The following is a 14852-nucleotide window of genomic DNA, read 5'->3' as shown; positions in this document are numbered from 1 at the left end:
CGCTCAGCCGTCGAGCGCCCGGCGCACGCGGGGGGCGACCTCGGTGCCGAGCAGCTCGATGCCGTGCAGGAGGTTGTCGTGCGCCAGACGGATGTTGGTCATCTGCAGCGAGATCCGGTCGACGCCGCCGAGGTCGGCGTCGATGCGCAGCATCTTCTGCGCCACCGTCTCGGGGGAGCCGATCAGGAAGGCCCCGTCGGGGGCGACCGTGGCGTCGTACTGCGCGCGTCCCGGGGCACCGAACCCCCGCTCGCGGCCGATCGTGGTGAACATCTCCTGCCAGCCGGGGTAGAAGTCGTCGGCGGCCTGCTGGTCGCTGTCGCCGACGAAGCCGAAGCAGTGCAGCCCCACCTTGAGGGTGGCCGGGTCGTGGCCGGCGCGACGCCCGGTCTCGCGGTAGAGGTCGACCAGCGGCTTGAAGCGCGCGGGCTGCCCGCCGATGATCGCCACCATCAGCGGCAGGCCCAGGCCGCCGGCGCGGGCGAAGGACGACGGGGTGCCACCCGCCCCGACCCAGATCGGGAAGGGGTCCTGCACGGGCCGGGGGTAGACGCCCTGGCCGGTCAGGGCGGGGCGGTGGCGGCCCGTCCAGGTGACGTGCGGCTGCTCGCGCAGGCGCAGCAGCAGGTCGAGCTTCTCGGCGAAGAGCGAGTCGTAGTCGTCGAGGTCGAGACCGAAGAGCGGGAAGGACTCCACGAAGGAGCCGCGCCCGACGACGAGGTCGATGCGACCACCGGAGACGAGGTCGAGGGTGGCGAACTCCTGGAACACCCTGACCGGGTCGCTGGCGCTAAGCACCGTCACGGCGCTGTTGAGCCGGATGTCACGCGTGCGTGCCGCGGCGGCGGCCAGCAGCACGGCCGGTGCGGAGTCGAGGTACTCGCTGCGGTGGTGCTCCCCGATGCCGTAGCTGTCGAGGCCGACCTGGTCGGCCCGCTCGACCTCCTCCAGCAGGTGGGCGACCCGCTCCTGGGGACCGATCTCGCGACCGGTGTCGGGGTCGGTGACCACCGAGACGAAGCTGTCGATGCCGATCTTCACGCCGGGACCTCTCCTGCTGCTGCGACGACGACCTTGCCCACCACGTGGCCGTCCTCGACCAGGCCGTGGGCCCGTCGCAGCGTAGCGGCGTTGATCGGCGACAGGACGGTGGTGGCGGTGGAGCGCACACGACCGGCGTCGACGAGGTCGGCGACGCGGTCGAGCAGGTCGTGCTGGCTGCGTTGCTGCTCGCCGCCGGTCAGCGCGCGGGTGAACATCAGCTCCCAGTGCACCGAGAGGCTCTTGGGCTTGAGCGCGGCGATGTCGAGCACCTCGGGGTCGTCGATGGCGACGATCTCGCCGAAGGGGTCGAGGACCTCGGTGTAGAGCTCGAGCTGGCCGGGCTGCTCCACGCGGCTGGTGAAGACCCAGGCGACGCCGTCGGGAGCGGCGAGGCGCACCTGGTCGAGCAGGTCGTCGGCACGGTGGTCCACGACGGCCGCTGCGCCCAGCTGCTCCACCCAGGCCCGGGACTCGGCCCGTGACGCCGTGGCCACCACCCGCACACCGGGCAGCAGCTCGCGCACCAGCTGCAGCACCATCGACCCGACACCGCCGGCGGCTCCGGGCAGCAGCAGCGTACCCCGGCTGGCCTCGTGGAGGCGGAGCTTGTCGAAGAGGCCCTCCCACGCGGTGATCGCGGTCAGCGGGAGGGCGGCGGCCTCGGCGAAGCCGAGGGTGGAGGGCTTGCGTCCCACGAGGCGCTCGTCGACCGCGTGGAGCTCGGCGTCGGAGCCTTGCCGCATCAGGTGGCCGGCGTAGTAGACCTCGTCGCCGACGGCGAAGAGCTCGACCTCGGAGCCGACCTCGACGACCACGCCCGCCGCGTCGTAGCCGAGCACGCGCACCCCGTCGGGACGCTCGTCGGCGCGGTCGTCGGGGATCGCGCCGCTGCGCACCTTGGTGTCGACGGGGTTGACCGACACCGCTCGCACCTCGACGAGCAGGTCGCGCGGGCCCACGTCGGGGCGGGGCAGCTCGACGTCGACGAGCGACTCGGGGTCGGTGACCGGCAGGCACCGACGCAGTCCGACGGCGCGCATGGTCGCACCGGGCGCGGTCGTGCCGGGCGTGGTGCCGGGCGCACTCGAGGGGTCGGGGGTGGCGGCTGGGCTCTGTTCGCTCATGGCCCCGAGGATGCCCGGCGGCCGGTGAGCGCGGGTCAGCCGCCCGTCGTGGCCGGGGCCCGCCGGGTGCGCGAGCGGCGGGGTGCGACGGCCTCCGGGGCGATCAGCACGGGGCAGGTGGCGTGGTCGAGCACGGCCCGGGCGACCGGCCCGAGGTGCGACCCGACCGGCAGGAGGTGGTGCCGCCGGCCGACCACGACGAGGCCGGAGCGGCCCGCCGCGTCGAGCAGGGCCTCGACCGGGGGCTCGGGGCGCACGTGGAGCACCACCGGCACCTCGGGGAAGCCCGCGCGCAGGGGCTCGACGGCTGCCTCCAGCTCCCGGCGTGCGCGGCCCTCCCAGTCGGCGCGCACGGTGGTGTCGATGACGGGGGACCAGAGCCCACGGGCCCACCAGGAGTGCACCACCCGCAGGCTCGACCCGCGCTCGCGGGCCAGCTCGAAGGCCGTGCGCAGGAGCGGCTCGGCCTCGCCCGCGTCCTGCGCGCCCACGGTGACCACCGAGGCCGCGCCGGCCGGGGGCCGTCGCCAGCCGGTGGGCACCGAGACGACGGGCACCGCGGCCCGGGCCGCCACGCCGTTGAGCGTGGAGCGGGTCATCACGTGGTGCAGCCGGCTGGTCGCGCGTCGCTCGAGCACCAGGAGGGCGCCACCGCGCCCCTGGTCGACCAGGTCGTGGACGAGCCCGCCGGAGTCCAGGCGCTCGCCGGTCACGACCGTGCCGGGCCCCCCGAGGTCGCGCGCCAGCCGGACGGCGCTGCCGACGGTGTCGTCGGCGGCGGCGTAGACGTCGGCGAGGAGCTCGGGATAGCCGTTGGCCGCCCCCGCACGCACGACGTGCACGACGTGGACGGGGGCGTGGTGGCGCTCGGCCTCCTGCACCGCGAAGGCGACCGCGCCGGCCGCGCCCTCGGCGCCGACGGCCACGACGATCGTGTCGTCGGGCCGGCCGGGCGCGGTCTGGTCGGTGGGGCGGGTGCTGTCCATGGTGGCGGGTCCTCCCGGGTCGGTGACGGGCCTGTCCCGTCACCCCCACGCTCCTCGCGCGCCGCCCGTGGCGGACCTGTCCCAGGGCCCCGGTCCGCGGGACCTTCGCCCCTGCGGGTCGGGGGCCGGCCGCGGCAGGCTCGCAGCATGGACACAGCCAGCGCACCGACCGGGCCGGCGGCTGCCGGGGAGCTCACGAGCGAGGAGTGCTGGGAGCGGCTGGCCCGGCACGAGCTGGGACGGCTGGCCTACCGGCTGGTCGACGAGGTCCACCTGGTGCCGATCAACTACGTCGTCGACGACGGGGCGCTGCTCTTCCGCACCGCGGCCGGCGGCAAGCTCCTCGCCGCGGCGCTGCACTCGGAGGTGGCGCTCGAGATCGACTGGCACGACACGTCGTCGGCGTGGTCGGTGGTGGCCCGCGGACGGCTGCGCCGTCTCGACGAGCGCGAGGAGCACCGGCTCGACGCGGAGGTGCGCCAGAGCTGGCTGGAGGGCCCGACGTACGACGTCGTGGAGTTGCGCCCCACCGTGGTGACGGGCCGCTCCTTCCAGCTGCGGGCGAGGCCCGCGGAGCTGGCCGACGCCGACTGAGCCGGCTGCCCACCGACGGCACGGAGCCGCAGGTCCGAGGACCTGCGGCTCCGTGGTGGTGCTGGGCTGGTGCTGGTGGTGCTGGGGTCGTCGCTCAGTCGAGGTCGAAGCGGTCGAGCTCCATGACCTTGGTCCAGGCCTTGACGAAGTCGCCCACGAACTTCTCCCGCGCGTCGTCGGCGGCGTAGACCTCCGACAGCGCCCGCAGCTGCGAGTTGGACCCGAAGATCAGGTCGACCGGCGTGGCGGTGAAGCGCACCTCGTCGGTGGCGACGTCGCGGATCTCGTAGACGTTCTCCTCCGACTCCGAGGCCTTCCAGCGGGTCCCGGGGGACAGCAGGTGGGTGAAGAAGTCGTTGGTGAGCACGCCGGGCCGGTCGGTGAGCACGCCGTGGGCGGTGCCGCCGACGTTGCCGCCGAGGGCGCGCAGACCGCCCACCAGCACGGTCATCTCGGGCGCGGTGAGGTCGAGCATGTAGGCGCGGTCGACCAGGAGCACCTCGGGCTGGGTCTTCTCCCCGGGGCGCAGGTAGTTGCGGAACCCGTCGGCGCGCGGCTCGAGCACCCGGAAGGAGTCGGTGTCGGTCTGCTCCTGGGTGGCGTCGGTGCGACCGGCGCGGAACGGCACGGTCACCTCGACGCCGGCGTCGGCGGCGGCCTTCTCCACCGCGGCGGAGCCGGCGAGCACGATGAGGTCGGCCAGCGAGACCTGCGCCCCGCCCGCGGCGTTGAAGTCGCTGCGGACGCCCTCGAGCACGCCGAGCACGCGCTCGAGCTGCTCGGGCTGGTTGACCTCCCAGCCGCGCTGCGGCTCGAGGCGGATGCGGGCGCCGTTGGCGCCGCCGCGCTTGTCGGTGGAGCGGAAGGTCGCGGCCGAGGCCCACGCCGTGGCGACGAGCTCGGAGACCGTCAGGTCGGTGGCCAGCACCGCCTGCTTGAGGCGGGCGACGTCGTCGTCGGAGACCAGCGGGCCCTCGACGGCCGGCACGGGGTCCTGCCACAGCTGCGGCTCGGCGACCTCGGGGCCGAGGTAGCGGCTGATCGGGCCCATGTCGCGGTGCAGCAGCTTGTACCAGGCCTTGGCGAAGGCCAGCGCGAACTCCTCGGGGTTCTCCAGGAAGTGCCGCGAGATCTTCTCGTACGCCGGGTCCACGCGCAGCGCGAGGTCGCTGGTGAGCATGGTGGGCCTGCGCCGGGGGGCGTCCTCGGTCGGGCCGGGGATGACGTCCTCGGCGTCCTTGGCCACCCACTGGTAGGCCCCGGCGGGGCTCTTCTCCAGCTCCCACTCGTAGCCGAACAGGAACTCGAAGTAGTCGTTGCTCCACTGCACCGGGGTGCGGGTCCAGGTGACCTCGAGGCCCGAGGTGATGGCGTCGACGCCCTTGCCGGAGCCGAACTGGCTGGTCCAGCCCAGGCCCTGCTCCTCCAGCGGCGCGCCTTCGGGCTCGGGGCCCACGAGGTCGGCGTCGCCGGCTCCGTGGGTCTTGCCGAAGGTGTGGCCGCCGGCGATGAGGGCGACGGTCTCCTCGTCGTTCATCGCCATGCGGGCGAAGGTCTCGCGGATGTCGCGGGCCGAGGCCAGCGGGTCGGGGTTGCCGTTGGGGCCCTCGGGGTTGACGTAGATCAGGCCCATCTGCACGGCGCCGAGCGACTCGTGGAGCTCGCGCTCGCCGGTGTAGCGCTCGTCGCCCAGCCAGGTGTCCTCGGGGCCCCAGAAGATCTCCTCGGGCTCCCAGACGTCCTCACGGCCGAAGCCGAAGCCGAAGGTCGGCAGGCCCATGTCCTCGAGGGCGACGTTGCCGGCGAGGACCAGCAGGTCGGCCCAGGAGACCTTGGTGCCGTACTTCTGCTTGACGGGCCACAGCAGGCGGCGGGCCTTGTCGAGGTTGGCGTTGTCGGGCCAGCTGTTGAGCGGGGCGAAGCGCTGGCCGCCGTCGCCGGCGCCGCCGCGACCGTCGTAGATGCGGTAGGTGCCGGCGGCGTGCCAGCTGAGGCGGATCATCAGGCCGCCGTAGTGGCCGAAGTCGGCGGGCCACCAGTCCTGCGAGGTGCGCAGCACCTGGGTGACGTCCTGCTTGAGCGCGTCGACGTCGAGGCCGGCGAAGGCCTGCTTGTAGTCGAAGTCCTCGCCCAGCGGGTTGCTCTTGGTCGAGTGCACGTGCAGCACCGAGAGGTCGAGGGAGTTGGGCCACCAGTCCTTGAGGCCGTGCGGGCGTCCGCCGGTCTTCGGGGTGGGGGAGTCGATGACCGGGTTCTCGCTCTCGCTGCCCTGCGCGGTGGCGCCGTCGTGCATGACGGGGCAGCCCTGCTCGGCCTTGCGGTCGACGCCCTGGGGGCTGACCGGGGCGGTGTCGCCCTGCGCGGCGCTCTGGTCCTGGTTGTCGCTCATCTGGAACCTTTCGGGAGTGGCGGTCACTGAGGTGATGGCTGGTGGTGGCTGCTGATCGGGGTCAGGCGGGGCGCGCGGCCGCGCACGCGGGGCAGGTGCCCCAGTAGACGACCTCCGCCTCGTCGACCTCGAAGCCGTGGTCGTCGGAGGCGGTGAGGCACGGCGTGTGGCCCACGGCGCAGTCGACGTCGCCGATGGCGCCGCAACTGCGGCACACGACGTGGTGGTGGTTGTCGCCCACGCGCGCCTCGTAGCGCGCGACCGAGCCCGAGGGCTGGATGCGGCGCACGAGCCCGGCGCCGGTGAGCGCGCGCAGGACGTCGTAGACCGCTTGGTGGGAAACCTCGCCGAGGTCGGCCCGCACCGCGTTGATGAGGGTGTCGGTGTCGGCGTGGGGACGCTGGTGCACCGCGGCCAGGACGGACACCCGCGGCCTGGTGACCCGCAGCTGCGCAGCGCGCAGCCGGTCCTCGACGGTGGGGGAGGTGCTCATGCGCCTACTCTGGCGGCTTTTCTGGATCGAATCAAGATCTGATGGCCGGTCGGCGTGTCCTCGGTCCCGACTCCGCAGGACCTTGGTCCCGACTCCGTGGCGGGTCCTACGCCGGGCGCCCCACCCGCCGATCGGGGCGTCGAGGGCACGCGAGGGCGGCCCGGGAGGAGACACCAGCCATGCGGCAGCAGCGGATCAGGCCCACCGGGGTCGAGCACACCTTCGCCGAGGACCGGATCATCGTGTCGAAGACCGACACCCGGGGTCTGATGACCTACGTCAACCAGCTCTTCGTGGAGATGAGCGGCTACGAGGAGGCCGATCTCGTCGGTCGCCCGCACAACCTCATCCGCCACCCCGACATGCCGCGCGCGGTCTTCCGGCTGCTGTGGGAGCGGGTGGGTGCGGGGGAGGAGATCTTCGCCTACGTCGTCAACCTGCGCGCCGACGGCGGGCACTACTGGGTGCTCGCCCACGTCACCCCCACCGTCGGGCCCGACGGCACCGTGGTCGGCTACCACTCCAACCGCCGCACCGCCTCACGGGCCGCGCTCGACCAGGTCCGCCCCCTCTACGCCGCGCTCGTCGCCGAGGAGGCCCGCCACGCCAGCAGCCCGGAGGCGCTGGCCGCGTCCTCGGCCCTGCTGGACGACCTGCTCGCCCGCCGCGGCACCACCTACGACGAGCTGGTCTGGTCGCTCGACGCCGCCGCGGCCCCGACCGAGGGGGCGGCGGCATGACGCTCCTCGACGACGGTCCCGTCGGGGCCGCGCACCCCGCCGACCCGGCCGAGCCCGCCGACCGGGCAGCCGCCCTGGCCGCCGAGGCGGCGGCGTACCGCTCGGCGCTGCTGGCCCTCACCGCCGTGTGCCGGGCCGCGGCCCGCGGCGACCTGGAGCCCCGGGTCGGCGTGCTCGGCGACGCCCCCGAGCTGCGCGAGGCCCGCTCCGCTCTCAACGACCTGCTCGATCTCACCGACGCCTTCGTGCGCGAGGCCTCGGCGTCGCTGGAGTTCGCCAGCGACGGCCGCTTCTACCGCACGTTCCTGGTGCGGGGGATGGTCGGCTCGTTCCGCGCCGGCGCCGGCACCATCAACGCCGCCACCGCCTCCATGGCCGCCTCCCACGACGAGCTCGCGGCGCAGGACGCACGCCGTCTCGAGCTCGCCGACGCCTTCGAGCGGGCCGTGCTCGGCCTCTCCGACCAGGTCGCCGCCGCGTCGACCGAGATGGAGTCGACCTCGCGCAGCCTGGCCGCGACGGCCGAGGGCACCGCCACCCGGGCGGAGGTCGTCGGCGACCAGGCCGTCACCGCCTCCGACGCCGTCACCATGGCCGCGGCCGCCGTCGAGGAGCTCGCGAGCACCGTCGGGGCCATCGAGGCCCAGACCAGCAGCGCCGACGAGGTCGGCGTCGCGGCCTCGGCGGAGGCCGCCGCCGCCCAGCAGACGGTGGCCGGTCTCGTGAAGGCCTCCCAGGAGATCGGCGACGTGGTGCGCGTGATCAGCGAGGTCGCCGCCCAGACCCGCCTGCTCGCCCTCAACGCCACGATCGAGGCGGCGCGGGCCGGCGAGTCGGGCAAGGGCTTCGCCGTCGTCGCCTCCGAGGTCAAGAACCTCGCCGCCCAGACCTCCGAGGCGACCGTGCGCATCGAGGACCAGGTCGGGGAGATCCGCGCGGCCGCCACCGAGGCCGTCACCGCCATCGAGACGATCTCCGGGGGCGTGCGCGGGATGGGGGAGAGCCTGTCGGTCATCGCCGGCTCCGTGGGCGAGCAGCGGCTGGCCGCCCAGGAGCTGAGCAAGACCACCTCGCAGGCCGCCTCGGCGGTGACCGCGGTGACCGGCGAGGTCGCCACCATCACCGACGACACCCGCACCACGAGCACGGGAGCGGTCGAGATGACCAGCGCCTGCCTGGAGCTCTCACGCCTCGCCACCGACCTGCGCACCCACGTCGCCGACTTCCTGGAGCAGATCCGGTGACGCCGGGGGGACGACGCGGACGGGCGTCGCGATGACGGCGGGCCCCGGCGGGCCGGGTCTCGGCCGCCGCTGCCGTCGATGCGGTCGCGGAGCCCGGGAGGAGGCATCCTCTCCGTCGTGAGCACGCCGCCACCCCGCCGCCACGGCGCGGCCTTCGTCCTCCCGCTGGCAGCACTCGTATGGGCCGCGCAGGTGGGTCACCACGGATCGGCAACCGGCGCGGACCTGCTCGCCGTGGCCGCCGTCAGCGGCGCGACGGGCGCCGCCTGGCAGCTGCTGCACCGCCGCGACCTGGTCGACCGTCTGACCCACTTCGCGGCGGCCTTCACGGTCGTCGCCGTCTTCTTCCTCGGGGTGGTGGCGTGGGACAGCCCGGTGTCGGCCCCCCTCGGCGGAGGGGTCGGACTCGGCGGGGTCCTCACCGGGCTGGTGACCACCGAGCAGTGGCAGCGCGGACGCGACCGACGTCGCGCCCGACGTACGACGCCGCAGGGCCCCCGCCAGCCGCACGGCACCGCGGTCGACTGAGCCCGCAAGACGGGTCCGGTCGCGCCGCGGCACCCGTGCCACGGCGTGGTCACCGTCGTCCGCGCGGCGGGCCACCGAAGGGCGGGTCCCGCGCCGCCGGCGGTGCACCGGGGTGCACCCGGCACCCTGGGGAAATGACAGAAGGCCCCGTGGAGCCGGGGCCTTCTGAGTGTCCGAGGGGGGACTTGAACCCCCACGCCCTAATACGGGCACTAGCACCTCAAGCTAGCGCGTCTGCCAATTCCGCCACCCGGACGAGTGCGGTGGAACAGTAACAAAGCGTCGGCCGAAGTCCCGCATCGGGCCCCACCCCCACGAGGGGTCGGCCTCCGGGGCCCTCGGTGACATGCTGGGCGCCATGGGCAACCCCTCCTCCGAGCACCCCGACACGCACCCCGACACGCACCCCGACACGCACCCCGACACGCACCCCGACACGCACCCCGACACGCACTCCGGGACCGAGCACGACCCGGCCGGCGAGGTCGTCGAGATCTGTCGCGACCTGATCCGGATGGACACCTCCAACTACGGCGACGCCGAGGGTCCTGGCGAGCGCAAGGCGGCCGAGCACGTCGCAGCCCTGCTCGACGAGGTCGGCATCTCCTCCCGGCTCTACGAGTCCGAGCCGGGCCGCACCAGCGTGGTGGCCCACTGGGGCGGAGACGGCTCGCGCGACGACGCCCTGCTGCTGCACGGCCACCTCGACGTCGTCCCCGCCGCGGCCGAGGACTGGCAGGTCGACCCCTTCTCCGGGGAGGTCCAGGACGGGTACGTGTGGGGCCGCGGCGCGGTCGACATGAAGGACTTCGACGCCATGCTGCTCAGCGTGGTCAGGGCCCGTGCCCGCGCCGGGCGGGTGCCCTCGCGCCCCGTCGTGCTGTGCTTCACCGCCGACGAGGAGGCCGGGGGCCACAAGGGCGCCGAGGTGCTCGTGCGCGACCACCGCGAGGAGTTCGACGGCGTCACCGAGGCCGTGGGCGAGGTCGGCGGCTTCAGCACCACCGTGCGGGGCCGGCGGATGTACCTCATCGAGGCCGCCGAGAAGGGCATGGCCTGGATGCGGCTCACCGCCCGCGGCCGGGCCGGGCACGGCTCGATGCTCAACACCGACAACGCCGTCACCCGGCTCAGCGGCGCCGTGGCCCGCATCGGCGCCCACGAGTGGCCGGTGCGGCTCACGCCGACCATGCAGGTGCTCCTCGCCGCCGTCGGCGACCTCGCCGGGGTCGAGGCGACCCCGGAGAACGCACCGCGGCTGATCGAGGAGTTCGGCGGAGCCGCACGGATGCTCGGCGCGGTCATCAGCAACACCACCAACCCCACCATGCTGGGGGCGGGCTACAAGGTGAACGTCATCCCGACCGAGGCCACCGCCCACGTCGACGGCCGCTTCCTGCCCGGCTTCGAGGACGAGTTCTTCGCCACGCTGGCCGAGCTGACCGGCGAGGGCGTCGAGATCGAGTTCCTGTCGCACCAGCAGCCGTGGGAGACCCCCTACGACGGCGACCTGGTCGACGCGATGACGCGCTCCCTGCTCGCCGAGGATCCCGACGCCGTGGTGGCGCCGTACCTGATGAGCGGCGGCACCGACGCCAAGCACTTCCGGCGCCTGGGCATGCGCTCCTACGGCTTCGCGCCGCTGCGGCTGCCCGACGACCTCGACTTCACCGCGCTCTTCCACGGCGTCGACGAGCGGGTGCCGGTCGACGCGCTGGAGTTCGGGGCGAGGGTCCTCGACCGCTTCCTCGACGACGTCTAGGCCGCCGGACCGGCCAGGACGGGCTCAGGCGGTGCGGACGGCCTTGATGATCTTGCGCCGCAGGATGACGCGGCGGGTGCCGTCGGAGCCGATCCGCACCCGGTCGAGCTCCCAGCCGCCGTGCTCGGCCCGCTCGACGAGCAGCTTGGTGACGACGTTGCGCGAGAAGTGACGGTCGAAGGTCACCTTGTCGAACTCCCACTCGACGGGCGACCACGAGGTACGTCGGTGCAGGGGCGCGCGGCTCACGGGGCCTCCTGGTGAGGTGGCGGGCGGTCTGGAGTCAGTCGGCGGAGACGTCGTCGAGAGCATCGGCGATCTCGGACGGGAGCGCGAGACCCTCGACGTCGAGGGCGACCCGCAACTGTGCCGCCGTACGTGCTCCCACGATAGGCGAGGTGACCCCGGGCCGGTCGCGGACCCACACCAGGGCCACCTGCAGCGGCGACCAGCCGAGGCCGTCGGCGGCGCGGCAGACGGCGCCGACGATGCCGGCGGCCCGCTCGTCGAGGTAGGGGTCCATGTAGGGGGCGTACTCGTCGACCGCGGCGCGCGAGTCGGCCGGGATGCCCGTGCGGTACTTGCCGGTCAGCACGCCGCGCGCCAGGGGCGACCACGGCAGCACACCGAGGCCGAGCGCCTGCGCGGCCGGGAGGACCTCGTCCTCGATCCCGCGGTGGAGCAGGGAGTACTCCACCTGGGTCGAGGCCAGCGGCACCCGCCCGGGCACGGCGCGCTGCCACGTGGCGGCCTGCGCGCTCTGCCAGCCGGTGTAGTTGCTCACGCCGACGTAGGACGCGCGTCCGGAGGTCACGGCCAGGTCGAGGGCGTGCAGCGTCTCCTCCAGCGGCGTCCCGTCGTGCCAGGTGTGCACCTGCCACAGGTCGACGTGGTCGACGCCCAGGCGCTCCAGCGAGGCGTCGAGCCCGGCCAGCAAGGCGCCGCGCGAGGTGCTGACCCGCACGCCTCCACGGTGCGCCTCGAGGCCGCCCTTGGTGGCCAGCACCACCTCGTCGCGCCGCACCACGTCGCCCAGCAGCGAGCCGAGCAGCCGCTCGGAGCGGCCCTCGGTGTAGACCGGCGCGGTGTCGACGAGGGTGCCGCCGGCCCCGACGAAGGCGACCAGCTGGTCGCGGGCCTCGTGCTCGTCGGTGTCGCGGCCCCAGGTCATCGTGCCGAGGCCGAGGCGGGAGACCTGCAGGCCGGTCAGACCCAGGGAGCGCTGCTGCATGGCGACAACCTAGCCAGTGGCCGACGCCACGCACGGCGCGCCACGACGGTGGTGGTCGAGAACACCGGCGTCCGACGGGCCTAGAGTCCTCCTCCGTGCAGGAACTCCTCCAGGCCATCGTCCTCGGCGTCATCCAGGGACTCACCGAGTTCCTGCCGATCTCCAGCAGCGCCCACCTGCGGATCTTCCCCGAGCTCTTCGGCTGGGGCGACCCGGGGGCGGCGTTCACGGCCGTCATCCAGGTCGGCACGGAGCTCGCGGTGCTCATCTACTTCCGCAAGGACATCTGGCGCATCGCCACCACGTGGCTGCGCTCCCTGGTGCGTCCGGAGTACCGCGGCCACCTCGACGCCCGCATGGGGTGGTTCATCATCGTCGGCTCGCTGCCGATCGTGCTGCTCGGCGTCGCGCTCAAGGACGTCATCGAGCGTGACTTCCGCAGCCTGTGGATCATCGGCACGACGCTGGTGGTGCTCGGTCTCGTGCTGGGCCTGGCCGACAAGCTCGGCCGCACCGACAAGCGCATCGAGCAGATCACCCTGCGCGACGCCGTGCTCATGGGGCTGGCCCAGGCCGCGGCCCTCGTGCCCGGCGTCTCCCGCTCGGGGGCCACGCTCTCGATGGGCCGCCTGCTCGGCTACGAGCGCGAGGCCGCGACCCGCTACGCCTTCCTCCTGGCCATCCCCGCGGTCGTCGGCGCCGGGGTCTTCCAGCTGCGCGAGATCCCGGGCGGCGACAACCCCTACGGCTGGACCCCGACCATCGTGGCCACCGTCGTCTCGTTCCTGGTCGGGTACGCCGCCATCGCGTGGCTGCTGCGCTACGTCTCGACCCGGTCCTACACGCCGTTCGTGGTCTACCGCGTGGTGCTGGGCACGGCCGTCCTGGTGCTGGTCGGCACCGGCGTGCTGGCCGCCTGAGCCGGCCGGCCGTCGGCGGGGGCCCGCCTCACAGCCAGCCGGAGCGCTTGAAGAACATCCACAGCAGCCCCGAGGTCAGCGCCATCAGGCCGAGCGCCATCGGGTAGCCCAGGGCCCAGTGCAGCTCGGGCATGTGGTCGAAGTTCATGCCGTAGACCCCGGCGATGAGCGTGGGGGCGGCGACGAGCCCGACGCCGGCGGAGATCTTGCGCATGTCGTCGTTCTGCTGCACCGAGATCTGGGCGGTGTGGGCGTCGAAGGCCGTCGACAGCAGCGCGTCGAGGGTGTCCACCGACTCCGCGGCCCGCACCAGATGGTCGGAGACGTCGCGGAAGAAGGGGGCGGCGTCGTCGTCGATGCCGTCGACGTCGCCGTAGGCGAAGCGCCGCATCGGCTCGCGCAGCGGCATCACGGCACGCCGCACCTCGGCGATCTCGCGCTTGAGCGTGTAGATCCGGGCGGCGTCGCGGGTGCGCACGTCGGAGAAGACCGACGCCTCGACCTCGTCGACGTCCTCCTGCAGCGAGTCGACGACCGCGATGTAGGCGTCCACGACCCGGTCGGCCACCGCGTAGACCACCGCGGAGGGGCCGTGGGTCAGCACCGACTCCTTCGACTCCAGGTAGCGCCGCGCCGACTGCAGCTCCGATCCCTGCCCGTGGCGCACCGTGACGATGAAGTCGGCGCCGACGAAGAGGCTGATCTCGCCGGTCTCCACGGCGTCGTCCTCGTCGACGTACCAGAGCGTCTTGAGCACCAGGAAGAGGCTGTCGCCGTAGACCTCGAGCTTGGGCCGCTGATGGGCCTTGACGGCGTCCTCGACGGCCAGCGGGTGCAGCCCGAAGGCGACCGCGACGTCCTCCAGCTCGTGCTCGGCGGGCTGGTGGAGCCCGACCCACACGAAGTCGCCCGGCTGCCGCACCGCGGCACGCATCGCGTGCAGCTCCTGGGGGCCGCAGTCCACCGGCACGCGCGAGCCGTCACGGTAGAGCGCACTGTCCACGATCACCGGCACACGGTAGGCCACGGCGGCCGGGCCGTGGGAGCGGCTGTCTAGGCTCGGCGCCATGGCAACCGTGATCCTCGTCCGCCACGGCCGCACGACGGCCAACGCCTCCGGCGTGCTCGCCGGGCGCACCCCCGGCGTCAAGCTCGACGACACCGGCCGCGCGCAGGCCGAGCGGGCCGGGGAGCGCATCGCCCCGGTGCGCCTCGCAGCGCTCGTCACCAGCCCGCTCGAGCGCTGCCGCCAGACCGCCAAGGCGCTCCTGGCCGCCCAGGCCGGCGAGGTGCCGACGCTGAGCGAGAAGGGCATCAGCGAGTGCGACTACGGCGAGTGGCAGGGCCGCGCCCTCAAGGACCTCGCCAAGGAGAGGCTGTGGAAGGTCGTGCAGTCGCAGCCCTCGGCGGCCGCCTTCCCCGGCGGTGAGTCCATGGCGACCATGCAGGCCCGCTCCGTGGCCGCCGTGCGGCGCCACGACGCCGCGATCGAGGCCGAGCACGGCCCCGGCGCCGTCTGGGTGGCGGTGAGCCACGGCGACATCATCAAGTCGGTCCTGGCCGACGCCCTGGGCATGCACCTCGACCTCTTCCAGCGCATCAACGTGGACCCCGCGTCGATCTCGATCGTGCGCTACACCGACAGCCGGCCCTACGTGCTCGCCACCAACACCCACGCCGGCGACCTGGGCTGGCTGGTGCCGCCGAGGAAGGCCCGCCGATCCCGGCGTACGTCGGACGCCGCGGTGGGTGGGGGAGCGGGTCCCGGCGACGTTGCCGGGCAGCCCTAGGGTGGAG

Annotated in this window: 15 protein-coding genes and 1 tRNA gene; 7 read left to right on the top strand and 9 right to left on the bottom strand. The window is 73.7% G+C overall.

Going from position 1 to position 14852, the window contains the following annotated elements:
• Window positions 1-3: 3 nt before the first annotated feature.
• The 3 genes from M3673_RS08660 to M3673_RS08650 are packed head-to-tail and all read right to left on the bottom strand — an operon-like array spanning window position 4 to window position 3154.
• The gene (locus tag M3673_RS08660; RefSeq protein WP_251533018.1) at window positions 4-1041 is read right to left on the bottom strand and encodes an Atu2307/SP_0267 family LLM class monooxygenase; all 1038 of its coding nucleotides are present in this window, start codon (window positions 1039-1041) and stop codon (window positions 4-6) included.
• The gene (locus M3673_RS08655; protein ID WP_251533016.1) at window positions 1038-2168 is read right to left on the bottom strand and encodes a zinc-binding alcohol dehydrogenase family protein; all 1131 of its coding nucleotides are present in this window, start codon (window positions 2166-2168) and stop codon (window positions 1038-1040) included. The genes M3673_RS08660 and M3673_RS08655 overlap by 4 nt, the downstream gene beginning before the upstream one ends.
• Before the next feature lie 35 nt (window positions 2169-2203).
• The gene (locus M3673_RS08650) at window positions 2204-3154 is read right to left on the bottom strand and encodes a universal stress protein (RefSeq protein ID WP_251533014.1); all 951 of its coding nucleotides are present in this window, start codon (window positions 3152-3154) and stop codon (window positions 2204-2206) included.
• A gap of 147 nt (window positions 3155-3301) precedes the next feature.
• Here M3673_RS08650 and M3673_RS08645 point away from each other — a divergent pair, with 147 nt between their 5' ends.
• Window positions 3302-3748, top strand: coding sequence for a pyridoxamine 5'-phosphate oxidase family protein (locus M3673_RS08645; protein WP_193660874.1), 447 nt, complete (start codon window positions 3302-3304; stop codon window positions 3746-3748).
• A gap of 94 nt (window positions 3749-3842) precedes the next feature.
• On the opposite strand, the gene katG is transcribed toward M3673_RS08645, so the two are convergent.
• Together katG and M3673_RS08635 are read right to left on the bottom strand one after the other, a co-directional pair.
• Entirely contained in the window at window positions 3843-6137 is a 2295-nt protein-coding gene (katG, locus tag M3673_RS08640; protein WP_251533012.1) for a catalase/peroxidase HPI, read from the bottom strand.
• A gap of 61 nt (window positions 6138-6198) precedes the next feature.
• Window positions 6199-6630, bottom strand: coding sequence for a Fur family transcriptional regulator (locus M3673_RS08635; RefSeq protein WP_193660872.1), 432 nt, complete (start codon window positions 6628-6630; stop codon window positions 6199-6201).
• Window positions 6631-6809: 179 nt separating this feature from the next.
• Here M3673_RS08635 and M3673_RS08630 point away from each other — a divergent pair, with 179 nt between their 5' ends.
• From M3673_RS08630 to M3673_RS08620, 3 genes are all read left to right on the top strand, one after another.
• A complete protein-coding gene (locus M3673_RS08630; protein WP_251533004.1) occupies window positions 6810-7370 on the top strand; it encodes a PAS domain-containing protein in 561 nt (186 codons plus the stop codon).
• Window positions 7367-8614 carry a methyl-accepting chemotaxis protein gene (locus M3673_RS08625; RefSeq protein WP_251533002.1) on the top strand — a complete coding sequence of 416 codons (1248 nt, stop codon included), beginning with the start codon at window positions 7367-7369 and terminating at the stop codon, window positions 8612-8614. The genes M3673_RS08630 and M3673_RS08625 overlap by 4 nt, the downstream gene beginning before the upstream one ends.
• Window positions 8615-8731: 117 nt before the next feature.
• Window positions 8732-9142 (top strand): hypothetical protein, encoded by a 411-nt coding sequence (locus M3673_RS08620; protein WP_251533000.1) that lies wholly within the window; start codon window positions 8732-8734, stop codon window positions 9140-9142.
• A gap of 170 nt (window positions 9143-9312) precedes the next feature.
• Here M3673_RS08620 and M3673_RS08615 read toward each other — a convergent pair.
• Window positions 9313-9398: transfer RNA gene (locus M3673_RS08615), tRNA-Leu, on the bottom strand.
• A gap of 102 nt (window positions 9399-9500) precedes the next feature.
• Between M3673_RS08615 and M3673_RS08610 the strand changes: the two genes are divergently transcribed.
• Window positions 9501-10904: a M20/M25/M40 family metallo-hydrolase gene (locus M3673_RS08610; RefSeq protein WP_285839307.1), complete on the top strand. Its 1404-nt coding sequence runs from the start codon at window positions 9501-9503 to the stop codon at window positions 10902-10904.
• Between the two features lie 24 nt (window positions 10905-10928).
• Here M3673_RS08610 and M3673_RS08605 read toward each other — a convergent pair whose 3' ends face one another.
• Window positions 10929-11153 carry a DUF5703 family protein gene (locus M3673_RS08605; RefSeq protein WP_193661619.1) on the bottom strand — a complete coding sequence of 75 codons (225 nt, stop codon included), beginning with the start codon at window positions 11151-11153 and terminating at the stop codon, window positions 10929-10931.
• Window positions 11154-11187: 34 nt separating this feature from the next.
• Complete coding sequence (locus tag M3673_RS08600; RefSeq protein WP_251532998.1) at window positions 11188-12135, bottom strand: aldo/keto reductase; 948 nt, start codon at window positions 12133-12135, stop codon at window positions 11188-11190.
• A 95-nt stretch (window positions 12136-12230) separates the two neighbouring features.
• On the opposite strand from M3673_RS08600, the gene M3673_RS08595 reads away from it, so the two are divergent.
• The gene (locus M3673_RS08595) at window positions 12231-13055 is read left to right on the top strand and encodes an undecaprenyl-diphosphate phosphatase (protein ID WP_251532996.1); all 825 of its coding nucleotides are present in this window, start codon (window positions 12231-12233) and stop codon (window positions 13053-13055) included.
• Window positions 13056-13083: 28 nt separating this feature from the next.
• Here the strand turns inward: M3673_RS08595 and corA are convergent, their stop codons facing one another.
• Window positions 13084-14124, bottom strand: coding sequence for a magnesium/cobalt transporter CorA (gene corA, locus M3673_RS08590; RefSeq protein WP_227488380.1), 1041 nt, complete (start codon window positions 14122-14124; stop codon window positions 13084-13086).
• On the opposite strand from corA, the gene M3673_RS08585 reads away from it, so the two are divergent.
• Complete coding sequence (locus M3673_RS08585; RefSeq protein ID WP_251532994.1) at window positions 14123-14845, top strand: histidine phosphatase family protein; 723 nt, start codon at window positions 14123-14125, stop codon at window positions 14843-14845. The genes corA and M3673_RS08585 overlap by 2 nt on opposite strands.
• Window positions 14846-14852: the final 7 nt, after the last annotated feature.

This window comes from Nocardioides sp. P86 (assembly GCF_023712465.1).
Lineage (GTDB): Bacteria > Actinomycetota > Actinomycetes > Propionibacteriales > Nocardioidaceae > Nocardioides > Nocardioides kribbensis.
Note: the sequence above shows the minus strand (reverse complement) of the source record. Positions and strands in the feature narration are given on the sequence as shown.